This window comes from Kocuria oceani, from assembly GCF_029524215.1.
Classification (GTDB): domain Bacteria; phylum Actinomycetota; class Actinomycetes; order Actinomycetales; family Micrococcaceae; genus Kocuria; species Kocuria oceani.
This window is the reverse complement of the sequence record NZ_JARAMH010000005.1, coordinates 61,479-84,512: the sequence shown is the minus strand read 5'-3', so window position 1 is coordinate 84,512 and position 23,034 is coordinate 61,479. Positions and strand designations below refer to the sequence as shown.

Genomic DNA, 23,034 nt, shown 5'->3' with positions numbered 1-23,034 from the left:
CACCCACTGTAGCCTTGGTGGCATGGCGCAGAAGGGTTCCGGGAGCACCCCCCACGGACGGTCGGGAAACGGTCACGACGACGACGGACGGGCTCCTCGCACCTCCGACCCGCGGCGGGTGAGCCCCGAGGTCTACCGGCGCCGGCGGATCGTCGCCGCGGTCGCGGCGGGCGTGCTGCTGCTGCTCGTGGCCGTGGGGATCGGCGCGGCGGTCGTGGCCATGCTCGGCTCCGGCGAGCCGGAGGCCGCCCCCGCCCCGGCGGCGGCCAGCGCCGCTCCCACGGTCTCCCAGGAGCCCTTCGCCGACTTCACGCCGCGGCCCGACGAGAGCCCCTCCGCCTCCGCGTCGGCGGCCGCCACGGAGGCACCGGTCGAGGAGTGCGGGGCCGACCTGGCCGTGCGGGCGTCCACGGACCGGGAGAGCTATCGAGCGGGGGAGGAGCCCGTGCTGGTGCTCACCCTGGAGAACACGGGGGACGATCCCTGCACGGTCAACGCCGGGACCTCGCAGATGGTCTACGAGGTGAGCTCGGGCGCCGACACCGTCTTCGACAGCCGGCACTGCCAGGCCGGCTCGGAGGACGCCGAGCGCACCCTCGAACCGGGGCAGGAGGAGAGCGCCCGGCTGACGTGGAACCGCCGGCGCACCGCCGAGGGCTGCGCGGAGGCGGGCGGCGAGGCCCAGCCCGGGTACTACCGTCTGCTGGTCTCCCTCGGGGAGCGCACGAGCGAGCCGGCGGCGTTCGTCCTGGAGTGAGCGGGCCGCGCCCGGCTCACATGAAGCGTTCGAGCAGGCTCGTCTCGGCCATCCTCGAGAGCGACTCGCGGACCGTGCGGGCCCGCTGCTCGCCGATGCCCTCCACCGCCTTGAGGTCCTCGAGGTTGGCGGCCATGAGGGACTGCAGCCCGTCGAACTGGCGCACCAGGCGGTTGGCCACCGCCCGCGGCATCGACTTGATGCCCTCCAGCAGCCGGTAGCCGTGCGGGTGCAGGTCCGTCTCCAGGCTGCCCTGCGGCTCGATCAGCCCCACCGACACCGCGATCCGCTGGAGGTCGATGAGCTCCGCCGGGGTGAGCTCCGCGAGGCTCTCCAGTCCCTGGTCGATGCCCTCCGCCGGAGTGTCGTCGGGCAGGTAGTCCCGCAGCACGACGTCGGGCCCCGGGCCCGTGCCCGCGGTCAGCTCCTCGAGCTGCAGGGCGATGAGCCGGCCGTCCACGCCCAGCTCGAGGACGTACCAGCCGATCTCGGAGGAGATCCGCCGCACCATCTCCATGCGCTGCAGGGTCAGCGCCACGTCCCGCACGGTCACGGACGCCTCGATCTCCAGCGAGGAGAGGTTGCCGAGGACCTGCTCCATGCGGTTGCTGTAGTGCTCCAGCGTCTGCAGCGCCTGGTTGGCGCGGGCCATGATCGACTGGGAGCCCTCGATCGCGTAGCGGGTCTCGCCCACGTAGATGGTGATGACGCTCATCGACTGGCTCACCGAGATCACCGGGACCCCGGTCTCCTTGGCGGTGCGCTCCGCCGAGCGGTGCCGGGTGCCGGACTCGCTGGTGTCGATCGAGGCGTCCGGCACGAGCTGCACCCCGGCCTTGAGGATGCGGGTGGCGTCCCGGTCGCAGATGATGGCGCCGTCCATCTTGGCCAGTTCCCGCAGCTTGGGCGCGGAGAAGTCGGTGTTGATGTCGAAGCCCCCGGAGCAGATCGCCTCCACGGACCGGTCGAAGCCCAGCACCAGCAGGCCACCGGTGCGGCCGCGCAGGATCCGTTCGAGACCGGTGCGCAGCTCGGTGCCCGGTGCGATGCGGGCCAGCGTCTTGCGCAGTGCGTTCTCAGGGGTCTTCGCCACGGTCACATCATACGGCCGCGGCGGTCTGCCGCTTCTGCCCGGAACCGGCGCCCGACCGGGGGAAGAGCAGCTCCATGGCCTCGGTGATCGTGGTCACCTCCCGCACGGTGAAGCCGGCCGGGACCGCACCCGGTCCGGTCGAGCTGGCCGGCACCACCGCGTGGGTGAAGCCGAGCCGGGCGACCTCCTGGATGCGGCGGCCGATGCCCGGGACGGGCCGCACCTCGCCGGCCAGGCCGACCTCCCCGAAGCACACGAGCCGCTGGGGGAGGGGCCGGTCCTGCGCGGCGGAGGCCAGGGCCATGGCCACGGCGAGATCGGTGGAGGGCTCCGTGAGCTTGACCCCGCCGACCGTGGAGACGTAGCAGTCCAGCCCGGCCAGGTTCACCCCGGCCCGGCGCTGCAGGACGGCGAGCAGCATCGCCACGCGCGAGGAGTCCAGTCCGGCCGTGGCACGCCGGGGCTGCGCGGTGGCGGAGCGGTCCAGCAGCGCCTGCACCTCGGCGAGGAGGGGGCGGCGGCCCTCGAGCGTGACGGTCAGGCACGTCCCGGAGACCGGCATGGCCGTGCGGGAGACGAACAGGCCAGAGGGGTCCTCGACGCTCGTGATGCCGGTCTCGGTGAGGTCGAAGCAGCCGACCTCGTCGGTGGGCCCGTAGCGGTTCTTCACCGCCCGCAGCAGCCGGATCCGGGAGTGCTTCTCGCCCTCGAACTGGCACACCACGTCCACGAGGTGCTCCAGCAGCCGGGGGCCGGCGATGGAGCCGTCCTTGGTGACGTGGCCGACGAGCAGGGTGGTCATGTTCCGCTTCTTGGCCGCGGCGATGAGGGAGGCCGCGACCTCGCGCACCTGCGTGACCCCGCCGGCGGAGCCCTCGACCTCGGCGCTGGCCAGCGTCTGCACGGAGTCGACCACGAGCAGGCGGGGCGAGATCGTCTCGATGTGGCCCAGGGCGGTGGCGAGATCCGTCTCCGCGGTCAGGAAGAGGGTGGGGGCGACGGCGCCGATCCGGTCCGCGCGCAGCTTCACCTGCGCGGCGGACTCCTCGCCGGTGACGTAGAGGACGTCGCGGGTCCCCGTGCCGGCGCCCTCGGCGAAGCGGGCGGCGACGTCGAGCAGCAGTGTCGACTTCCCGACCCCCGGCTCCCCGGCCATCAGGACGACCGCCCCGGGCACGAGGCCGCCGCCGAGGACCCGGTCCAGCTCCGGCACGCCGGTGGGCGCCGACGTCGCGACGGTGGCGTCGACCTGGGCGATGGGCCGGGCGGGCTCGGCGATGGAGCGTGCCGCAGTGGTGCGGGCCTTGTGCTCGCCGATCTCCTCGACCGTGCCCCACGCCTGGCACTCCCCGCACCGGCCCACCCACTTGGCCGTGCTCCAGCCGCACTCGGTGCAGCGGTAGGCGGGGGAGTTGCGGCGGGTGCGGGTGCTCATGGCGACCAGGCTATCGGCCGCGGCGGACGGCCTAAGCGGATGGCCTCAGCGGACGGCGCAGCGCCGGCCTCGGCGCCGGCTCAGCCCAGGTCGAGGAAGGAGCGGAGCTCGGCGAAGGCCTCGGGGACCACGGAGTAGTGGGCCCACTTGCCGCGCTGCTCGCGGGTGACCAGCCCGGCGTCGACGAGCCTCTTCATGTGGTGGCTCACCGTGGGCTGGCTGATGTCCACCACCGCGGTCAGGTCGCACACGCAGACCGCGCTGCAGCCCTGCGCCGCCACGTGCGAGAGCAGCCGCAGGCGGGTGGGGTCGGACAGGGCCTTGAGCCGGCCGGCGATCCGCTGGGCGTCGTCGGGGGTCATGGGCCCGCCCGAGAGCGAGCAGCACTCCGTGCCCGTCGTGCGGGGGACGCACTGATCGGCAGCGGCGGCCTGAAGATCCGGTGCGGCAGTCATCCCCCCACTCTACATTGACGTGTGTCAATATGTTCCTTAGGGTGACCGATAGATCGTCGTCGATATGAAGGACCGGACCCGCCCATGAGCAACACCGCCACCGCCCCCGCCGCCTCCCAGGGGGTGATGAAGGACCTGTCCTTCCTCGACCGCTGGTTGCCCGCCTGGATCATCGCCGCGATGCTCGCCGGCCTCCTGCTCGGCCGGTTCGTGCCGGGGCTGGACACCGCCCTGGAGGCGGTGAGGGTGGGCGAGGTGTCCGTGCCCATCGCGATCGGGCTGCTGGTGATGATGTACCCGGTGCTCGCCAAGGTCCGCTACGACGAGACCCACCGCGTGGCCGGCGACCGGCGGCTGATGGGCGCCTCCTTGGCGCTGAACTGGATCGTCGGGCCCGCGCTGATGTTCGCCCTGGCCTGGATCTTCCTGCCCGACCTGCCGGAGTACCGCACCGGGCTGATCATCGTGGGCCTGGCCCGGTGCATCGCCATGGTGCTGATCTGGAACGACCTGGCCTGCGGGGACCGGGAGGCGGCGGCCGTGCTGGTGGCGGTCAACTCCGTCTTCCAGGTCATCGCCTTCGGCGCCCTGGGCTGGTTCTACCTCCAGGTCCTGCCGTCCTGGCTGGGCCTGCCAACGACGTCGGCGGAGTTCTCGGTCTGGTCCATCGTCGTCTCCGTGCTGGTCTTCCTGGGCATCCCGCTGGTGGCCGGGTTCCTCACCCGCACCCTCGGCGAGAAGGCCCAGGGCCGCGACTGGTACGAGGGCACGTTCCTGCCGAAGCTCGGTCTCTGGGCCCTGTACGGGCTGCTGTTCACCATCGTGCTGCTCTTCGCCCTGCAGGGCGACGCGATCACCTCGAACCCCTGGGACGTGGTGCGCATCGCGTGGCCGCTGCTGGTCTACTTCTTCCTCATGTTCGGCATCGGGCTGCTCGTCTCCCGCGCCCTGGGGCTGAACTACGCGAAGTCCACCACCGTGGCCTTCACCGCCGCCGGCAACAACTTCGAGCTGGCCATCGCCGTGGCCATCGGCACCTTCGGGGTGACCTCCGGACAGGCCCTCGCCGGAGTGGTCGGCCCGCTGATCGAGGTGCCCGTGCTCGTGGCGCTGGTCTACGTGTCCCTTTGGGCCGGGCGGAAGCTCTTCCCCGGTGACCGTACCGTCCCCACCCGCTGACCCCGCGACCTTCCAGGAGCACCAGTTGAGCACCGAGACCACCAAGCCCTCCGTCCTGTTCGTCTGCGCCAAGAACGGCGGCAAGTCCCAGATGGCCGCCGCCCTCATGGACCACCACGCCGCGGGTGCTGTGGAGGTCCACTCCGCCGGCACCACGCCGGGCAGCACGATCAACGCACTGTCCGCCGAGGTCGTCGCCGAGGTCGGGGCCGACATGTCCTCCGGCACCCCGAAGCCCATCGACCCCGAGCTGCTGCGCTCCGTGGACCGGGTCGTGGTCCTGGGCGACGAGGCGAAGGTCGAGCCCGTCGCGGGCATGGCCGGCACCATCGAGACCTGGCACACCGACGAGCCCTCCACCCGAGGGATCGAGGGTGTCGAGCGGATGCGCCTGGTCCGCGACGACATCGACACCCGCGTGCAGCGGCTGCTCACCGAGCTCACCGACGGCACGCACGCCTGAACCGTCCCCCTCACCTCTTTCCCCGTCCGACAGAACGGATCACCCCATGAGCACCGACCCCACGTCCGCGGCCGAGACCACGGACAAGCCCTCCGTCCTGTTCGTGTGCGTGCACAACGCCGGGCGGTCCCAGATGGCCGCCGCCTACCTGACCCATCTCTCCGGAGGCCGCATCGAGGTCCGCTCGGCCGGCTCCGCCCCGGCCGACGCGGTGAACCCGGCCGCCGTGGAGGCCATGGCCGAGGAGGGCATCGACCTGAGCGCCCAGACCCCGAAGATCCTCACCGACCAGGCGGTGCAGGGCTCCGACGTGGTGATCACCATGGGCTGCGGGGACGCCTGCCCGTTCCATCCGGGCAAGTGGTACGAGGACTGGGCCCTGGAGGACCCGGCCGGCAAGGGTGTGGAGGCCGTGCGGCCCATCCGCGACGAGATCAGGACCCGCGTCCAGACCCTGGTCTCCGAGCTGCTGCCGGCCGGCACCGCCGAGTGAGAGGTCCGCAGAACATGACCGGGAGCATCGATCTGCCCGTCGTCGTGATCGGCGCCGGGCCCGTCGGGCTGGCCGCCGCCGCGCACCTGCTCGAGCGCGGCCTGACCCCGCTGGTCCTCGAGGCCGGCCCCCGGGCGGGGGCGGCGATCCGCGACTGGGGCCACACCCCCCTGTTCTCCCCGTGGCGCTACGACGTCGACGCGGCCGCCGCCCGTCTGCTGGCCGGCACCGGCTGGACCGCCCCGGACCCCGAGGCGCTGCCGACCGGCGCCGAGCTGGTGGAGCAGTACCTGGAGCCCCTCGCGGCCGTCCTGGCGGAACGGATCCGCACCGGCGCCCGGGCGGTGGCCGTGTCCCGGGCGGGGATGGACAAGACCCACACCGCCAACCGGGAGTCCACCCCGTTCCTGGTGCGCCTCCAGCGCACCGATGGTGCGGTGGAGGACGTCGAGGCGTCGGCGGTGATCGACGCCTCCGGCACCTGGGCGACGCCCAACCCGCTGGGCCAAGCCGGGCTACCCGCCCCCGGCGAGGCCGAGGCCGTGACCGCCGGGCGGATCACCGCCCCGCTGCCCGACGTCACCGGCCGGGACCGGCACCGTTTCTCCGGCCGCCACGTGCTCGTCGTGGGGGCCGGGCACTCCGCGGCCAACACCCTGCTCGAGCTCGGCGCCCTGGCCGAGACCGAGCCAGGCACCCGGATCTCCTGGGCCGTGCGCTCCGCCGACGTCACTCGGGTCTACGGCGGGGAGGACCGCGACGAACTGGCCGCCCGGGGCGCGCTGGGCACCCGGCTGCGCCACCTCGTGGAATCCGGCGTGATCGAAGTGCACACCTCCTTCACCGTCACCGGCTTCACCTCGACCGCTGGCAGGTTGAGCGTCCGGGCCACCACCCCCACCGGGGACGAAGAACTCAGCGTGGATCTGCTGGTGCCGGCCACCGGCTTCCGCCCCGACCTCGCGATGCTCTCGGAGCTGCGCCTGGAGCTGGACCCGGCCGTCGACGCCCCCCGCCGGCTGGGACCGCTGATCGACCCGGAGTTCCATTCCTGCGGATCCGTGGCCCCGCACGGGGAGAAGCTGCTGGCCCACCCCGAGGCCGGCTTCTACATCGTGGGCACGAAGTCCTACGGACGTGCCCCCACCTTCCTCCTGGCCACCGGCTACGAGCAGGTCCGCTCCGTCGCCGCCGCCCTGGCCGGGGACCGGGAAGCCGCCGACGACGTGCAGCTGGTCCTGCCCGAGACCGGGGTGTGCTCCACCGATCTGGGTGGGTCCTGCGACCTGCCGGCCCTCGGGCCCGCGGGCGACAGCGGCGAGGAGCAGGGCTGCTGCGCCCCGCAGGCCGCCGAGGAGCCGGCCGAGGCCTGCTGCTCGACCCCGCAGCCGGTGGCTCTCGAGCGTGCCCCGCTGCCGCTGCTGTCCTCGTCCTGCTGCTGAGCCGGCCCGCCTGCCAACCGGCGCCGCCCGCGGCCGTCGCTCGCGGCCGTCGAGGTCCGGGTGCGTGCCCTCCGGTCCCGGCCGTGACGGGGCGGCCCGCGCCGGCCGGAGTGCTGCTCAGGCGCGGTCCCAGCCCTCCAGCCGGGGGAGCTGGTCGCGAGCCTCCTCGTGGGTCATGCCGGCCGCCTCGAGCAGGTCCACGACCATCGGCCGCATGTCCAGCACCAGGGTCTCGCCCTCCATCGTCCGCACCCCCATCTCGCGCGGGTGCAGCCGCCCGGCCACGTTCGCCAGCTCGTTGCGGGCCTGGCGCAGGTAGCTCTCCCGGGACCCGGGGGCGGCCACCGCCAGCGCGTTGCCCAGGGTGCTGACCGCGTCCGCGAGGTCGTCGAGGGCGTCGGTCAGGGCGGCCACGGCCTCGTCCGAGAGGGTCACGTGGTTGAGCACCGAGGCGAGCCGGCGGGTGAGCACCCGGGCGTTGCGCACGGCGAGGTCGAGATAGCGGATGGAGCGCCCGATGGTCTCGATCTCCGCGCGGCGGCTGCGGTACAGCGGGGAGGCCGTCGCGATCTCCACGGCGGACTTCAGCCCGGAGGTCACCGAGTCCACGAGCGGCTGGGTCTGGCGGGAGCGCACGAGGGCGTGCCAGGCGGCGGTGGCGTCGTAGTCCTCGACGGCGCGGCCGGCCTCCCGCAGCACCCCGGAGAACTCGTCGACCAGGGCCCGCAGGTCCTGGCGCGGCTGCCGCCGCGGGTCCGTGGGCACGAAGTAGGCCATGGCCAGGGCGCAGGCCCCGCCCACGACGGCGTCGGTGGAACGGGCGAACACGCCGTCCTGGGAGGGCGGGAGCAGGACCACGAGCACGGCCTGCAGGCCCATCTGCGTGGTGAACAGCGTGCCGTTGTCCAGGAAGCGGGCGAGCAGGATCGAGGTCATGAGCACCACCGCGGCCTGCCACACCCCGGTGCCCAGGACGTGGATCAGCGTGTCCCCCACGGCGATGCCGAGGGTGCAGCCGATCGAGACCTCGAGCACACGCCGGTAGCGCAGTCCGTCCTTGGCGAAGCCCAGGGCCACCAGGGCCGCGGTGGCGGCGAAGATCGGTCCGGAGTGGCCCAGGAGCCGCTCGGCGATCACGTAGGCCCCGACGCTCGCGACCGTGATCTGGAAGCTCTGCAGCAGACCCGTGCGGACCCGCGTCAGGCCGACCCTGGTGCGGCTGCGCACCGCACGGGCCGCGGCTCGCGCACGGTCGCCTGGCTGCATGGGTCCATCCTAGGGGAGCGGCCGGGGACCTCCGGCGGGCCGGCTCCGCTCCCGCGCCCCTTCACGGCACCGGGCAGGTCCCCGGTGTGAGTTGCGCGACCCTGCCCTGCCCTCGGGGCCTGTGTTCACCCTCCGTTCACCTTCGCGGGCCAATCTGGCTACCTGCGCTCCCTAAGGTCTCCCGGTGAGAGGTCCGCGGGACGACCGCAGATCCGCCTCTCGCACCGGCTCCGACGACATCCGGAGCCACGCTGGACGACGGCCCCTCGACGGGGCGCAACTGTGATCTGAAGGGGCTATCAAGTGAAGGTTTCCCACCTCGGCCGTTCCGCGGCCGTCCTGGCCATCGGCTCGCTCGCACTCACCGCGTGCGGTTCCGACAACGCGACGGGCGAAGCGACCGGCTCGGGCGAGTCCTCGGCCGCGGGCGCCGGAGTGTCCGGCACGCTCACCGGCATCGGCGCGTCCTCCCAGCAGGCCGCGATGACCGCCTGGCAGAACGGCTTCCAGAGCGCCAACCCCGAGGCCCAGGTGCAGTACTCCCCGGACGGCTCCGGCGCCGGCCGGGAGGCCTTCGTCGCCGGCGGTGCCGACTTCGCCGGCACCGACGCCTACCTCGACGAGGAGGAGTACGAGGCGTCCAAGGAGGTCTGCGGGCCCGACGGCGGCTTCCACATCCCGGCCTACATCTCCCCGATCGCGGTGGCCTTCAACCTGCCCGGCGTGGAGACCGTGAACATGGACGGGCCCACCATCGCGCAGGTCTTCACCGGGGAGATCGACACCTGGAACGACCCGGCGATCGCCGAGCTCAACCCGGACGCCGACCTGCCGGACACCCCGATCACCGTGGTGCACCGCAACGACGAGTCCGGCACCACGGAGAACTTCCAGGAGTACCTGGCCGCGGCCGCCCCCGACGTGTGGACCGAGGAGGTCTCGGGCAACTGGCCCTCGCAGTGGGCCGCCGAGAACAACAAGGGCACCGCCGGGGTGGTGCAGTCCACCAGCTCCACCGAGGGCGCGATCACCTACGCCGACGCCTCTGCCGTGGGTGACCTCGGCACCGTGGCAGTGGGCGTGGGCGAGGAGTACGTCCCGTACTCCGCCGAGGCCGCCGCCACTGCGGTGGAGAACTCCACCCCCGTCGAGGGGCGCGCCGAGTATGACATGGCGATGGACCTCGAGCGCGACACCACCGAGTCCGGGGCCTACCCGATCGTGCTCGTGTCCTTCCACCTGTACTGCTCGCAGTACGATTCTCAGGAGACCGCTGACCTCGCCAAGGCGTTCGGCTCGTACGTCATCAGCGAGGAGGGGCAGCAGGCCGCGGCCGACGCCGCCGGCTCGGCCCCGATGTCCGAGAACCTGCGCAGCTCCGCGCAGGAGGCGATCGACCAGATCACGGTCGCCGGCTGATCCAGTTCTGCTGGTCCCGTTCGGTGCGGGCCCGGGCCCGTGGCCCGTGCTCGCGCCGAACGGGACATTTGTGTGTGAGGCGCCTCCGCCGTGAGGAGCGTCACCGGACCCAGGCGCCGGGGCACAACCCCGTCCCGGTGCGACCCGTGTCAGGCAATCGAAGGGGCACCCGACATGTCCACCACCGTCACCGCCAGGAAGACCGCCTCCGGCGGCAGGGCCGGCGACTCGATCTTCTCCGGGCTCAGCCTCGGGGCCGGCGTGCTGATCCTCGCGGTCCTCGCCGCCGTGGCCCTGTTCCTGTTCCTGCAGGCGCTGCCCACCTTCCAGGCGCCCGCGGAGGACGTCTCCGGCGGCGCCGGCTTCTGGTCCTACATCTGGCCCATGGTCATCGGCACCGTGGTGGCCGCCGTCATCGCCCTGGTGATCGCGACCCCGATCGGGGTGCTTGTGGCGCTGTACATCTCCCACTACGCGCCGGCGCGGATCGCCAAGCCCGTGGGCTACGTCATCGACCTGCTGGCGGCGATCCCCTCGGTGATCTACGGGGCCTGGGGCACCACGGTGCTCGCCTCGTCGATGGTGCCCTTCTACGCCTGGCTCTCCGGCAACCTGGGGTTCATCCCCTTCTTCGCCGGCCCGCCCTCCCAGACCGGCAAGACGATGCTCACGGCCGGTGTGGTGCTGGCGATCATGATCCTGCCGATCATCACGGCGATGTCGCGCGAGCTGTTCGTCCAGACGCCCAAGCTGCACGAGGAGGCCGCACTGGCCCTCGGCGCCACCCGGTGGGAGATGATCCGGATGACGGTGCTCCCGTTCGCCCGTCCGGGCATCGTCTCGGCCGTGATGCTCGCGCTGGGCCGGGCCCTCGGGGAGACCATGGCGGTGGCCCTGGTGCTCTCCAGCGGCCCGCTCACCACGTCCCTGGTCCAGTCCGGCAACCAGACCATTGCGGCGGAGATCGCCCTGAACTTCCCGGAGGCCTACGGCCTCCGCCTGTCCGAGCTCATCGCGGCCGGCCTGATCCTGTTCGTGATCACCTTGGTCGTGAACATGATCGCCCGCGCCATCGTCGCCCGCTACAAGGAATTCTCGGGAGCCAACTGATGTTCAACACCGCCCTCCGCAACCCCGCTCCCGTGCGTCCGTCCTCGCCGCGCCGGTCGACGCTCACCCGCAACCAGAAGCCCGGATGGCTGGTGCCCGCGATCGGTGCGGCCGCCGTGGTGGTGGGCGCGGCCCTCGCGGCGCTGTTCGGCTTCTCCGTGGCCCTGTGGGCTGTCCTGGCCGCCGTGGTGTTCCTGATCGCCGCACCGGTCGCCGTGACGGCGGTCGAGGGCCCGCGCAACGGCGCGGACTCCCTGATGACCTACCTGGTCTACACGGCGTTCGTGCTGGCCGTGATCCCGCTGATCTCCGTGGTCTGGACGGTGCTGGCCAACGGGCTGCCCGGTCTGACCTCGAACCTGCTGCTGACGTCCATGAACGGTGTCACCGGCGCCACGGACAACGCCGCCGCCGCGGGGGAGAGCCCGGTGCTGGGCGGGGCGTACCACGCCATCGTCGGGACGGTCTCGATCACGTTCTGGGCCACCCTCCTGTCGGTGCCGATCGGGCTCCTGACCGCCATCTACCTCGTCGAGTACTCGAAGGGCGGCTGGCTCGGCAAGAGCATCACGTTCTTCGTCGACGTCATGACCGGCATTCCCTCGATCGTGGCCGGCTTGTTCGCCGCGGCCCTGTTCGGCCTGCTGCTCGGCCCGTCCACCCGCTTCGGCTTCGTGGCCGCGGTGGCCCTGACCGTGCTCATGATCCCCACGGTGGTGAAGAACACCGAGGAGATGCTGAAGATCGTCCCCAACGAGCTGCGCGAGGCCGCCTACGCCCTGGGCGTGCGCAAGTGGCGGACCATTCTCAAGGTCGTCATCCCCACCGCGATCTCCGGGATCGCGTCCGGGGTGACGCTGGCGATCGCCCGCGTGATCGGCGAGACCGCCCCGCTGCTGGTCACCGCCGGCTTCGCCACGGCCATCAACTGGAACTCCTTCTCGGGATGGATGACCACCCTGCCGACGTTCATCTACTACCAGATCATGACCCCCACGTCCCCCACGAGCCCCGACCCCTCACAGCAGCGGGCGTGGGCGGCGGCGCTGATCCTGATCCTGATCGTGATGCTGCTCAACCTCGTGGCCCGTCTCGTGGCCCGGGCCTTCGCCCCCAAGACCGCCGGCCGCTGAGCTCCGCACACACCTCTGCACACACCTCTGCGAAGAAAAGAGCAAGGAACACACCATGTCCAAGCGAATCGACGTCGACCACCTGAACGTCTACTACGGCGATTTCCTGGCCGTGGAGGACGTGAGCATGGGGATCGACGCCCGGTCGGTGACCGCCTTCATCGGTCCGTCCGGCTGCGGCAAGTCGACCTTCCTGCGTACCCTCAACCGCATGCACGAGGTGATCCCCGGTGCCCGCGCGGAGGGCCAGGTGCTCCTCGACGGCGACGACCTCTACGGCCAGGGCGTGGACCCGGTCGTGGTGCGCTCCATGATCGGCATGGTCTTCCAGCGCCCGAACCCCTTCCCCACCATGTCCATCCGGGACAACGTGCTCGCGGGCGTGAAGCTGAACAGCAAGCGGATCTCCCGGGGGGACGCCGACGCGCTGGTGGAGAGCTCCCTGCAGGGCGCCAACCTGTGGAACGAGGTCAAGGACCGCCTCGACAAGCCGGGTTCCAGCCTCTCCGGCGGCCAGCAGCAGCGCCTGTGCATCGCCCGGGCGATCGCGGTGAAGCCGGACGTGATCCTCATGGACGAGCCGGCATCCGCCCTGGACCCGATCTCCACCCTGGCGATCGAGGACCTGATCAACGAGCTCAAGCAGGACTACACCGTGGTGATCGTGACCCACAACATGCAGCAGGCCTCCCGCATCTCGGACCGGACGGCGTTCTTCAACATCCAGGGCACCGGCAAGCCCGGCAAGCTCATCGAGTACGGCCCCACCTCGGAGATCTTCTCCAACCCGAAGCAGCAGCAGACCGAGGACTACGTCTCCGGCCGCTTCGGCTGAGCCGACGCGCCGACGAGGACGGGCGCCGCCCCCACCGGGGGAGGCGCCCGTCGTCGTCGGCGGAGGGTGTGGGGACGGCCCGGCCGCGGGCGCGCTACAGCAGGGGCGAGAGCGCCAGCAGCAGCGTGGCCGAGACGACCCCGCAGACCGGGACCGTCACGACCCACACGAGGACCACCCGCCGCACCACGCGGACGTTGACCGTGTGGAAGCGCTGCTGCCGCCCGGCCCCGAGGATCGCCGCGGCGGCCGTCTGGGAGGTCGACATCGCCACCGGGATGAGCGTCCCGCCGAGGAACAGCAGGGAGCCCGCCACGCCCTGGGCCACAGCCCCGCGGAACGGGTCGATGGTGACCATCCGGGAGGACAGCGTGTAGGCGATCCGCCAGGCCCCGAACAGGGTCCCCACGGCCAGCCCCACCGCGACGAGGACCAGGATCCACGGTTCGCGGCCCTGCGCCGAGACGGGCAGGCCGGCGCAGAGCAGCAGCGTGGTGAACACCCAGACGGCCCGCCGCCCGTGGGTGAGCCCGTGGCCGAAGGCGATGGCCGCGGCGCCGGTGGCCTGGGCCACCTGGGAGCGGAAGGTGGTGGTCGAGGGCTCGGAGTGGCGCAGCAGGTGCAGCAGCGGGACCACCAGCGCCCAGGCCAGCCCGTAGGCCAGCAGGGGGGCCACCAGGAGCGGGACGGCGAGCTGGGACAGCACCTCCCCGGTCAGGGGGTCCTGCTCGGTCAGGCCCACGGCCCGGGCCCCCAGCAGCGCCCCGAGCAGCCCGCCCAGCAGCGCGGTGGTCGAGGAGGACGGCATGCCCAGCCACCAGGTGAGGACGTTCCAGGCGATCGTGCTCGCCAGGGCGCACACCAGCGCCGCCGAGCCCACCGTGTTCAGCGGCACGGGGGTGGCCGGGATGATCCAGTCGGTCAGGAGCCAGCCGGCCGTGAAGACCCCGGCCGCGTTCACCAGGGCGCTCAGCACCAGCCCGATCTTGGGGGTCAGCGCCCGGGAGCGGACCGGCAGCGCGAGGGCGTTGGGGGCGTCGTGAAAACCGTTGACCACCACGTGGACGGCGGCGAGGACCAGGCCCAGGACCGTGAGCAGCACCAGCACCGCGGCTCAGGACTCCGCCACGACGATGCGGCCCACCTCGGTGGACACGCGCACCAGCGCCCGGGCCGCCTCCACGAAGCGCTGGACGGACTGCTGCCGGCGCAGGGCCGGGATCGCCTTGTGGTGCTCCAGGAGGTGGGCCATGTGCAGCTGGTGGATCCGCTCCGCCTGCTTGCCCAGGCGCAGCATCTCGTACCAGTAGTCGTCGAGGCCCTGCAGGCCGGCGAGGTCGCGCATGGCACGGGTGGTCAGCTCGGACATGCGCACGATCACCCCGAGCTGGTCGGTGGCGTACGAGGGCGGCCGGGTGAGTCCGTGGGCGACGTGCGCCTCGGCCACGGCCAGGAGCTCCTCCGCGGCCTTGTTGAGCCAGTGCCCCAGCACGTAGACGTCCTGTCGGGGTACGGGGATCACGAACGTGGAGCGCACCGTGGTCATCACGGAGAAGTAGAGGTCGGTGGAGCGGGCCTCGCACTCCCGGATCGCGTCGAGGGTCGAGACGTCCACCTCGGGGGACCCGATCAGCTCCGACAGGAGGCGGACGGACTCCGTCACCTGTCCCGACATGTCGGCCAGCAGGTCCAGGACCAGTTCGTCCTCCGGGAAGATGCGAAGCGCCATCTGGTGACCATCCTGGGCGTCGGGGCCGGCGCCGCGGAGCACGGCGGGCTTCACTGTACACGGCACAGTCGAACGCCCCGCGGCCCGCGGGCGGCGGGGGAGGAGGGAAGGGGGCGGTGCCGGACCGGGAGCGCCTCTCGGCGGAAGGCCGCTCGTGGCGGCTATGAGATGGAGCCCGGGGCTGCCGCGGCCCGGCACCTGCAGTCCATGGTAGTCCACGTGCCCCGCAGGCCAAGCCCGGCGTCTGTGGCCTCCCGCACGGCCGGAGGTGGCCGGGATCTCAGTCCAGGTGCCCGCGGCGCCAGGCGTTGGCCGAGGCCTCCAGCTCCTCCGCGGTGCGCTCGAGGCGCTGGGTCAGGGCCACGGTGCTCGGTCCCCGGGGCGCGTGCTCGTGCAGGACCGGCAGCTGCCCCGTGTCGGCCAGCCGGATCCGGCCCAGGGCGATCACGCGGCAGAAGGCCGCGAACCGGTCCAGGGCGACGTCGAACTCGCCGTTGAACGCCCCGGAGAGGATGGCGTCCGCCATCGTGGTGATCTCCTCGGCCCCGGGAGGCTCCGCCACGCCGGCGACCACGTGGGAGACCTGGGCGGTGCCCCGCCCCGCGGCGAAGTACCGGCCCATCCGCACGGGGTCCTTCCGCACCCCGGCGCGCAGGGCGTAGAGCCGCCACAGCGCCCCGGGGAGCGAGACCGCCGGGGCCTCCGCCCACATCTCGGCGATGCCCTCCAGGCCCTGCTCGTCGGTGAGCTCGATGAGCCGGCGGCTGATCTCCGGGTCGTCGCTGGCCCGCCCCCGGGAGACCAGGGCGTGGGCGGCGAGGTGCGCCGCCTCCGAGACCCGGGCCGGGTCCGGGCCGCCCTCGTGGGCGTCGAACTGCTCGGGGGAGAACTTCACCGGCTTGTGGTGGCGGGGGACGTCGCTCATGCGTCCAGGGTACGGCCGCGGTTCCCGCCGGGCCACGGAGCGCTCACCAGTCGCTGGCCGAGGCGTGCACCGCCGCGTCCCGCCACTGCTGGTCCGCCCGCTCGAAGCCGTCCCGGGCCAGCGCCTTCCACAGCCGCAGACCCAGCGCCGGGTCCTCCTGCTCGAGCTCCGCGAGCGTCTGCGGGGACAGGACCCGGGCGGTGACGTCGGTGACCGCGCTGAGGGTCGCGTGCTGCTTGTCGCCGGTGCCCAGGGCGAGCTCGCCGAAGCTCATGCCGGGGCCCAGCACCTGCAGCTCCACGCGCTCCCCGGACGGCGTGCGCAGGGACATCGACACGTCCCCGCTCACGATGAGGTGGATGCCGGCGAAGTTCTGGCCGGTGCGCAGGATGTTCTCCCCGGCCGCCCACGTGCGCTCCACGGTGCGGACGCGCAGCGCGCGGGCGTCCGCGGGCTCCAGCCGGGAGAACAGCTCCGACTCGACGGGCTTGACCCGGGACGGGGTGCACTCCGGCCCGCCGTGCTCCTCGAGCAGCGCGTCCTCGACCCACTTGATGGCCGCCGCACGGCTCGGGAAGACCTCCAGCGGCGGATCGCCCCGGAAGGAGCGGCCGAAGTCGGGATTTCCGGCGACCACCACCACGGTGCGCCCGGCCGCGTGCAGCTCCTGCCGGGTCCGGGCCAGCATCGGCATCGCGTAGTCGGCGATGACGTCCACCCGGCGCAGGTCCACCACCACGTAGGAGGCGTCGTAGGCGACGTCGCGGACGGTGCGGATCGCCGTCTCCGTGCCCGTGAACAGCAGGTCGCCCTGCAGCTCGACGACGACGGCGTCCGTCCCGTGCTCGGCCAGCACGGCCTCGGCGTCGGCGTTGCGCCGCACCAGGGACGGGGACTGGTCGATCGGGTAGCTGGCCCGGACCGTGGACCGGGCCACCCGGGCGGTGTGCGTGAAGTGCAGGTCGAGGTCCTGGGAGAGCCGCTCGCACGCGAGCACCCCGCGCACGCTGTTGCCGTGCCGGTCCAGGGCGGGGGAGAAGGTCGCCACCGCCAGCTCGCCCGGCAGGACGGCGATGATGCCCCCGCCCACCCCGGACTTGGCGGGCAGTCCCACCCGCACCATCCACTCGCCGGCGTCGTCGTACATCCCGCAGGAGCTCATGACGGACAGGACCCGGGACACGGTCTCGGCGTCGAAGACCTCCTCACCGGTGAGCGGGTTGGTGCCCGCGTTGGCGAGGGTGGCGCCCATCAGGGCGAGGTCGCGGCAGGTGACCAGCACGGAGCACTGGGCGAAGTAGTCCTCGAGCGCCTGCGCGGGGTCGCCCTCGATGATCCCGGCGGAGGCCAGCAGGTAGCCCAGGGCCCGGTTGCGGTCCCCGGCGTCGTGCTCCTGGGCGAGGACCTCGGGGCTGATGGCCAGGTCCCGGCCCGCGCAGCGGGAGTAGGCCTCGCGGATCCGGTCCCGGCGCAGGTCGCGGTCGCTGTCCGGGACCAGCCACGTCGAGGCGATCGCCCCGGCGTTGATCATGGGGTTGGCCGGGCGTCCGGTGCCGGGCTGGAGCGAGATCTCGTTGTAGGCGTCCCCGCTGGGCTCCACGTCCATCTTCGCGTGCACGGCCTCCGCCCCGAGGTCGTGCAGGGCCAGGGCGTAGGTGAAGGCCTTGGAGATCGACTGGAGGCTGAACTCGTCCCGTGTGCTGCCGGCCTCGTACACGTGGCCGTCCGCGGTGGCGATGACGATGCCGAAGCGCTCCGGGTCCGCCTCCGCGAGGGCCGGGATGGAGGAGCTGGGGGCGCCGCCGCGCTCGTCGCGCAGCTGCTCCACCACCTGCTCGAGGTACGCGGTGACGGCCGAGGGGCCGAAGAGCCCCGTCTCGGCGCGCTCTTCTTCCTCGGTGCTCGGCTGTGGCACGGGCGGTCTCCTCCGGTCGGGTCGGTGTGCACGGTGTTCACGGCCACTCTAGGCGGGCGCGCCGGAGCGCTCGCCGGCTCCCCCTCTCCCCGGGCGGGGCGGGGGCCCGGGCGCACGGGGACCGTGCGGTAGAGTGGTGCCCGCTCCGGACCGGCCGCGCCCCGTGCCCGCCGACCGGGCGCGGGCCTCTAGCTCAGTTGGTAGAGCAGTGGACTTTTAATCCATGGGTCGTGGGTTCGAGCCCCACGGGGCCCACACGTTCGAAGGGCCTCCTTCCCCGCCCGGGAAGGAGGCCCTTCCGCGCTCCCGGGCCCGGCCGGGACGGTGCGCGGTGCGGCGACGGCCGCGCTCGGGGAGCGCGGTGCGGCCGCGGATCCGTGGTGCTGGGCCTACTCGAGCAGGCCCAGCGCCTCGTCGATGCGATCGCGCAGGACCCTGGCCTGGGCCACGGTCCACGCCTCGTGGCCGATGTGCAGGACCACGCCGTCCGGGTGGGCGTAGGACCCGTCCGGGGTGGTGACGACCTCCCACGTCTCGAGCAGGGCCACCGGCGACGGACCGGCGAGGGACCGGGCGGGCAGCTCCCGCGAGTTGGTGACCGTCTCGGGATCGGTCACCTCCTGAGCGGTGGCCCAGGGGGGACGGGGGACGAGAGTGGTGTTCTCGTGCATGGGGGTGCCTTCCGGGGGAGTGGGGTGTACCCATGTTCCTGCATGCGGGCACGGAACCCGGCGAGCGGGCCGCGTGTGTCGCGCCGCGGGGCGAGGAGTGGACGTACGTCGACCCGGCCCGGACCTTCGTCGCGCGAGCGGGACGCCCGCTACGGCCCGTCGAGCTGCTCGGAGGGGGTGGGCACCGACTCGGGGCCCGGCTGGTCCGGGGCCGGTGCCTCCGATCCGACCTGCGCCTCGCCTGGGGCGCCCTCCGGCGTGGGGGTGGTGGTCACGGGCGGCGGCGGGCTGAAGGTGCTCGTGGGGGAGGTCTCGGAGGACGTCGCGGGGGCGGTCGTCCCGTCCTCCTGCGCGTCGTCGCAGCCGGTCAGCGCGAGGGCGAGCAGTGCCGTGGCGGGGATGATCCGGCGCATTCGGGTGGTCCTCTCGGTCGGTGACTCCTCCACGGTATCCGGACCGGACCCGATCCGCGGGGACCCGGACGCCCGGGCCGCCGGATCAGCGCAGGCCGATGGAGTCGAGGGCCTCCTGCGCCTCCGCCCGGAGGTTGTCCGGCAGCGGGGCGCTCTGCACGGCCTCCGCCGCCGCCCGCTGGCCCTCCTCGCTGACCACGTAGTGGCCGAACGCCCGGGCCAGCTCGAGCACCTCCGGGTCCGTGTAGCTCGTGCAGTAGACGTGGTAGGACACCAGCACCACCGGGTACGCGCCGGCAGCGTCCGGCTCGCGGTCCAGCTCGAGGGCGATGTCGTGCGGGCCGGTGCCCTCCACGCGGGAGGCCTCGCCGACCGCGGTGCCGGCCGCCTCCCCGGACACGGCCACGTACTCGGAGCCCACCTTCACCCGGGCCTTGCCGAGGGACTCGTCCACGAGCGAGTCGTCCGCGTAGGTCACGGCGCCCTCGGTCCCGGCGGTGAGGCTCACCACCCCGGCGTTGCCCTGGGACCGCTCGGTGGGCAGGCTGCCCGGCCAGCTCCCGTCCTCCTCGTCCGGCCACGCCTCCGGGGCCACCGAGTGCAGGTAGTCGGTGAAGTTCTCCGTGGTGCCGGAGTCGTCGGCGCGCGCGATCGGGGTGATCGGCAGGTCCGGTAGGTCGACGCCCTCGTTCTGGGCGGCGATGGCCGGGTCGTCCCAGCGGGTGATCTCGCCGCGGAAGATGCCGGCGATGGTCGTGGCGTCCAGGTTCAGCTCCTGGATGCCGGGCAGATTGAAGGCGACGCTGATGGGGGAGATGTACACCGGGATGTTGATCGCCCCGTCCGGGCCGCAGAACTGCCGGACCTCGGCCTGCTCCTCCTCGTCCAGATAGGCGTCCGAGCCGGCGAAGTCCGTGCCGCCGCCCACCAGCGCGCTGCGCCCGGCGCCGGAACCGGCCGAGAGGTACTGCACCTGCGCGTCCGGGTGCCTCGACTCGAACCCGCTGCGCCACGTGAGCATGGCCGCGTTCTGCGCCGAGGAGCCGACTCCGGTGAGGATCCCGGACAGGTCGGATCCGCCCTGCTCCGCGGCCCGGCGCTGCTCCTCCCCGAGGGGGTAGTCGGAGCCGCACCCGGCCAGCGCCGTCAGCGCCAGGGCCGTCACCGCACCGGTCCGGAGCAGTCGGACGGTCCTGGTCCGTCGGCGCGGGCGCGAAGCGTTGAGCATGGAGAGATCTCCTCGGAAGCGGTGGAACGGTGCGGCAGCCGCGGGTGCGCGGGCCCGGCCGTCCAGCTTACTCGGAGACGGACGGCGTCGCCGGGCGAGTGCGGGCCGGGGTGCCCGTCCCGTCTCCTAGGGTGGGTCCCATGGAGAAGCTGTCCGGGTCCTGGCGCCGGGTGTTCAACAAGTTCTGGTTCGTCCCCGCCGTGTGCGTGGTGGCCGCCGTCGTGCTGGCGCAGTCCGTGGTGGCCGTGGACCGGTGGCTGCCCGAGACCCTGGACTCGCCCTGGATCTCGTGGCTCTACGCGGTGGGCATCGACGGGTCCCGGGGGATGCTCTCGGCCATCGGCGGGTCGATGCTCGCGGTGGCCGCGACCGCGTTCTCGATCACCATCTCGGTGGTCGCCACGGCGAGCTCCACGTACGGGCCGCGGCTGGTGCGCAACTTCATGGCGGACCGCGGCAACCAGGTGGTGCTGGGCGTGCTGGTCTCCACCTTCATCTACGCCCTGCTGGTGCTCCGCACGATCCGCTCCGCCTCCGACGACCTGGCGCAGCCGTTCGTCCCGCACCTGGCCGTCAACCTGGCCGTCCTGCTGGCCGTGGCGGACGTGGCCCTGGTCGTGTACTTCATCCACCACATCGCCGACTCCGTCCAGGTGGACACCCTGGTCCACGGGGTGCGCCGGCGCCTGCTGGCCGTGATCGAGCGGTGGCACCCGGAGGAGCCGCCCGAGGAGCTGATCCGGACCGCCGGGGGCCGGTCCGGTGGGGGACGGGTCCGCGCGGACGCCGTCGGCTACCTCGTCAGCGTGAACTTCGAGCGGCTGCGCTCCCACGCCGACGAGCAGGACGTCTTCGTGGAGCTCGTTCCCCGGGTGGGCGACCACGTCCTGCCCGAGGAGCCCCTGTTCCGGGTCCGGCCCGAGCACCGGGCGGAGGAGCTGGCGGAGCGGCTGCGGCACTGCGTGGTGCTCGGCGACTCCCGCTCGGCGGACCAGGACGTGCGGTTCGCGGAGCAGCAGGTCGTCGAGCTGGCGGTGCGGGCGCTGTCGCCGAGCACCAACGACCCCTACACCGCGGTCAACGCCATCGAGGAGGTCGCGGCCGGCATCGTCACGGCCGTCTCCCGCCCGCTGCCCGGCAACACGGTGGTCGTGGACGGGGTGCACCGCCTCCGCTACGGGGTGGTGGGCCTCGACGAGATCGTGGACATGCCCTTCGACCAGATCCGCCCGCACGCGACCGGGCACGTCAGCGTCCTGCTGGCCCTCGTGGACCTCGCCGCCCGGATCGGGTCCGCGACCGTGCACCCCTCGGTGGAGCGGCAGGTGCACGAGCACGTCGACGTGCTGCTCGGTCAGTTCCGGGACAGCGGCCCGAACCCGCGGGACCTCGCCCGCGTGGAGCACCACGTGGCGGCCCGGCTGGGCGGCTGAGCCGGGCCGGGAGCCCTACCGGCGGCGCAGCCGCGGCACGCGGCGCAGGAGCAGGGCCACGACCACGGAGGTGGCGCCCAGCAGGGCGGCGCCGATCCCGGCGGACAGGTGCACCCCCGCCTCGAAGGCCGCCACCGCCGAGGCGAACAGCTGGTCGGCCGTGGCCGGGTCCAGGGCTCCCGCGACGTCGACCGCCCCGCCCAGGGTCTCCGCCGCGGTGGCGGCCTGGTCCGGGGCGAGGCCCGGCGGCGGCACCACCCGGTGGGCGTAGGTGGCCGTGACGGCCGTGCCCAGCACGGCCACGCCCAGTCCCGCCCCGAGCTCGTAGGCGGTCTCGGAGATCGCCGAGGCCGCGCCGGCCTGTTCAGGAGCGACCTCGGAGAGGATCAGGTCCCCCGCGATCGTCTGGGCCGCCCCGGACCCCAGCCCGATCACCATCAGGGCCACGACGAGGACCGCCCCGCCGGAGAGGTCCCCGAGCAGCACCAGCAGGAATCCGGCGGCCATCACGAGCAGGCCGCCGCCGAGCACGAGCGCCGGGCGGACGAAGCCGACCACGTGCACCGCCAGCAGCCCCGAGACGATGGTCACGGCCGCCCCCGGCAGCAGGGCCAGGCCCGCCCGCATGGGCGGGACGCCCTCCACCAGCTGCAGGTACTGGGAGACGAAGAAGAGGAAGCCGATGAAGGTCGTCGAGGCCACCAGGTTGTTGAGCAGCCCGCCGGTGAACGGCGCGTGGCGGAACAGGCGCAGGTCGAGCATCGGCACCGGACGGCGCAGCTGACGGCGCACGAACAGGGCGCCCGCGGCGGCGGCCAGCAGGACCGCCGCGGCCACGGCCGGGGAGGGCCCGTGCGCGCCGAGGTCCTTGAGACCGTGGACCAGGGCGACCATCGCCGTCATGATCAGCGCCGCGCTGGGCACGTCCACCGGCCCCGGGGCCGGGTTGCGGGACTCCGGCACCAGGACCGGGGCCAGGACCAGCAGAGGCAGCAGCACCGGCACGGCGATGAGGAAGACGGAGCCCCAGCGGAAGTGCTCCAGCAGGAACCCGCCCAGCACGGGGCCGAGGGCCCCGCCCGCGGAGAACCCCGTGGCCCAGACCGCGATGGCGGTCCGCCGCTGGGTGGGGTCGTGGAAGATGTTGCGCAGCAGGGACAGGGTGGCCGGCATCAGCATGGACCCGAAGAGCCCCAGCAGCGCGCGGGCCGCCACGAGCGCCCCTCCGGTGGGCGCGAACGCGGCCAGCGCCGACACCACCGCGAACCCGGTGCTCCCGACCAGCAGCAGCCGGCGGCGCCCCACCCGGTCCCCGAGCGACCCCATCGGCACGAGCAGCCCGGCCAGCACCAGCGGGTAGGCGTCCACCATCCACAGCAGCTGGGTGCCGGTGGGGCGCAGCTCCCGGGAGATCTCGGGCAGCGCGAAGTTCAGCACCGTGTTGTCCACGGAGATCAGCAGGACCGGCAGCATCAGCACCACGAGGGCGGCCCACTCCCGGGCGCCGGCGCGGGCGGGAGCTGCGGTGGCCGGGAAGGGCATGGCGGGGCGGGCCTCCTTCCGGGGCGACGGGTGTGGGCACCATCCTCGCAGAGCTCTCCCGGCGGGAGCGCCGCACTAGACTTCTCGGGAAGGCCGGC

The 23,034-nt window shown here is 72.9% G+C and carries 22 protein-coding genes and 1 tRNA gene; 11 read left to right on the top strand and 12 right to left on the bottom strand.

What is annotated here, in order from left to right; genetic code table 11:
• The first annotated feature begins 22 nt into the window (after window positions 1-22).
• Window positions 23-757: a hypothetical protein gene (locus PU704_RS07290; RefSeq protein ID WP_277550846.1), complete on the top strand. Its 735-nt coding sequence runs from the start codon at window positions 23-25 to the stop codon at window positions 755-757.
• Between the two features lie 16 nt (window positions 758-773).
• On the opposite strand, the gene disA is transcribed toward PU704_RS07290, so the two are convergent.
• The 3 genes from disA to PU704_RS07275 all read right to left on the bottom strand — a co-directional run bounded on the left by disA (window position 774) and on the right by PU704_RS07275 (window position 3,740).
• Window positions 774-1,850, bottom strand: coding sequence for a DNA integrity scanning diadenylate cyclase DisA (gene disA, locus PU704_RS07285; RefSeq protein WP_047805261.1), 1,077 nt, complete (start codon window positions 1,848-1,850; stop codon window positions 774-776).
• A gap of 7 nt (window positions 1,851-1,857) precedes the next feature.
• Window positions 1,858-3,285, bottom strand: coding sequence for a DNA repair protein RadA (gene radA, locus PU704_RS07280; RefSeq protein ID WP_075871992.1), 1,428 nt, complete (start codon window positions 3,283-3,285; stop codon window positions 1,858-1,860).
• An 80-nt stretch (window positions 3,286-3,365) separates the two neighbouring features.
• Window positions 3,366-3,740, bottom strand: a complete 375-nt coding sequence (locus PU704_RS07275; protein WP_277550845.1) for an ArsR/SmtB family transcription factor — start codon at window positions 3,738-3,740, stop codon at window positions 3,366-3,368.
• Window positions 3,741-3,824: 84 nt separating this feature from the next.
• On the opposite strand from PU704_RS07275, the gene arsB reads away from it, so the two are divergent.
• From arsB to PU704_RS07255, 4 genes are all read left to right on the top strand, one after another.
• Window positions 3,825-4,919, top strand: a complete 1,095-nt coding sequence (gene arsB / locus PU704_RS07270; protein WP_277550843.1) for an ACR3 family arsenite efflux transporter — start codon at window positions 3,825-3,827, stop codon at window positions 4,917-4,919.
• Window positions 4,920-5,010: 91 nt separating this feature from the next.
• On the top strand, window positions 5,011-5,382 hold the full coding sequence (locus PU704_RS07265) for an arsenate-mycothiol transferase ArsC (RefSeq protein WP_277550952.1): 372 nt from the start codon (window positions 5,011-5,013) through the stop codon (window positions 5,380-5,382).
• A 46-nt stretch (window positions 5,383-5,428) separates the two neighbouring features.
• Complete coding sequence (locus tag PU704_RS07260) at window positions 5,429-5,875, top strand: arsenate reductase ArsC (protein WP_277550842.1); 447 nt, start codon at window positions 5,429-5,431, stop codon at window positions 5,873-5,875.
• Window positions 5,876-5,889: 14 nt separating this feature from the next.
• Window positions 5,890-7,317, top strand: coding sequence for an FAD-dependent oxidoreductase (locus tag PU704_RS07255; protein ID WP_277550841.1), 1,428 nt, complete (start codon window positions 5,890-5,892; stop codon window positions 7,315-7,317).
• A 117-nt stretch (window positions 7,318-7,434) separates the two neighbouring features.
• On the opposite strand, the gene PU704_RS07250 is transcribed toward PU704_RS07255, so the two are convergent.
• Entirely contained in the window at window positions 7,435-8,583 is a 1,149-nt protein-coding gene (locus PU704_RS07250; RefSeq protein ID WP_277550840.1) for an FUSC family protein, read from the bottom strand.
• Window positions 8,584-8,886: 303 nt separating this feature from the next.
• Between PU704_RS07250 and pstS (PU704_RS07245) the strand changes: the two genes are divergently transcribed.
• From pstS (PU704_RS07245) to pstB, 4 genes are all read left to right on the top strand, one after another.
• Window positions 8,887-10,002 carry a phosphate ABC transporter substrate-binding protein PstS gene (pstS, locus tag PU704_RS07245; protein ID WP_277550839.1) on the top strand — a complete coding sequence of 372 codons (1,116 nt, stop codon included), beginning with the start codon at window positions 8,887-8,889 and terminating at the stop codon, window positions 10,000-10,002.
• A 174-nt stretch (window positions 10,003-10,176) separates the two neighbouring features.
• Window positions 10,177-11,112, top strand: coding sequence for a phosphate ABC transporter permease subunit PstC (gene pstC, locus PU704_RS07240; protein ID WP_047805250.1), 936 nt, complete (start codon window positions 10,177-10,179; stop codon window positions 11,110-11,112).
• Window positions 11,112-12,245, top strand: a complete 1,134-nt coding sequence (gene pstA / locus PU704_RS07235; RefSeq protein WP_075871997.1) for a phosphate ABC transporter permease PstA — start codon at window positions 11,112-11,114, stop codon at window positions 12,243-12,245. Before pstC ends, pstA begins: the two co-directional genes overlap by 1 nt.
• 55 nt (window positions 12,246-12,300) lie before the next feature.
• Entirely contained in the window at window positions 12,301-13,080 is a 780-nt protein-coding gene (gene pstB / locus PU704_RS07230; RefSeq protein ID WP_047805252.1) for a phosphate ABC transporter ATP-binding protein PstB, read from the top strand.
• Between the two features lie 94 nt (window positions 13,081-13,174).
• On the opposite strand, the gene PU704_RS07225 is transcribed toward pstB, so the two are convergent.
• From PU704_RS07225 to glsA, 4 genes are all read right to left on the bottom strand, one after another.
• Window positions 13,175-14,188 carry an inorganic phosphate transporter gene (locus PU704_RS07225; protein WP_277550835.1) on the bottom strand — a complete coding sequence of 338 codons (1,014 nt, stop codon included), beginning with the start codon at window positions 14,186-14,188 and terminating at the stop codon, window positions 13,175-13,177.
• Window positions 14,189-14,194: 6 nt separating this feature from the next.
• The gene (locus PU704_RS07220) at window positions 14,195-14,809 is read right to left on the bottom strand and encodes a DUF47 domain-containing protein (RefSeq protein ID WP_277550834.1); all 615 of its coding nucleotides are present in this window, start codon (window positions 14,807-14,809) and stop codon (window positions 14,195-14,197) included.
• A 280-nt stretch (window positions 14,810-15,089) separates the two neighbouring features.
• Entirely contained in the window at window positions 15,090-15,734 is a 645-nt protein-coding gene (locus PU704_RS07215) for a hypothetical protein (protein WP_047805255.1), read from the bottom strand.
• Window positions 15,735-15,777: 43 nt separating this feature from the next.
• Window positions 15,778-17,649: a glutaminase A gene (gene glsA, locus PU704_RS07210; protein ID WP_277550833.1), complete on the bottom strand. Its 1,872-nt coding sequence runs from the start codon at window positions 17,647-17,649 to the stop codon at window positions 15,778-15,780.
• A gap of 182 nt (window positions 17,650-17,831) precedes the next feature.
• On the opposite strand from glsA, the gene PU704_RS07205 reads away from it, so the two are divergent.
• Window positions 17,832-17,904, top strand: a tRNA-Lys gene (locus PU704_RS07205).
• Between the two features lie 134 nt (window positions 17,905-18,038).
• On the opposite strand, the gene PU704_RS07200 is transcribed toward PU704_RS07205, so the two are convergent.
• From PU704_RS07200 to pstS (PU704_RS07190), 3 genes are all read right to left on the bottom strand, one after another.
• A complete protein-coding gene (locus tag PU704_RS07200) occupies window positions 18,039-18,320 on the bottom strand; it encodes a hypothetical protein (protein WP_047805257.1) in 282 nt (93 codons plus the stop codon).
• 149 nt (window positions 18,321-18,469) lie between these two features.
• Window positions 18,470-18,733: a hypothetical protein gene (locus PU704_RS07195; protein ID WP_277550832.1), complete on the bottom strand. Its 264-nt coding sequence runs from the start codon at window positions 18,731-18,733 to the stop codon at window positions 18,470-18,472.
• 85 nt (window positions 18,734-18,818) lie between these two features.
• On the bottom strand, window positions 18,819-19,961 hold the full coding sequence (gene pstS, locus PU704_RS07190; protein ID WP_277550831.1) for a phosphate ABC transporter substrate-binding protein PstS: 1,143 nt from the start codon (window positions 19,959-19,961) through the stop codon (window positions 18,819-18,821).
• Between the two features lie 140 nt (window positions 19,962-20,101).
• Between pstS (PU704_RS07190) and PU704_RS07185 the strand changes: the two genes are divergently transcribed.
• Window positions 20,102-21,394 carry a DUF2254 domain-containing protein gene (locus PU704_RS07185; RefSeq protein ID WP_075871280.1) on the top strand — a complete coding sequence of 431 codons (1,293 nt, stop codon included), beginning with the start codon at window positions 20,102-20,104 and terminating at the stop codon, window positions 21,392-21,394.
• Between the two features lie 15 nt (window positions 21,395-21,409).
• Here PU704_RS07185 and PU704_RS07180 read toward each other — a convergent pair whose 3' ends face one another.
• Window positions 21,410-22,936 carry an MFS transporter gene (locus PU704_RS07180; RefSeq protein ID WP_047802992.1) on the bottom strand — a complete coding sequence of 509 codons (1,527 nt, stop codon included), beginning with the start codon at window positions 22,934-22,936 and terminating at the stop codon, window positions 21,410-21,412.
• Window positions 22,937-23,034: the final 98 nt, after the last annotated feature.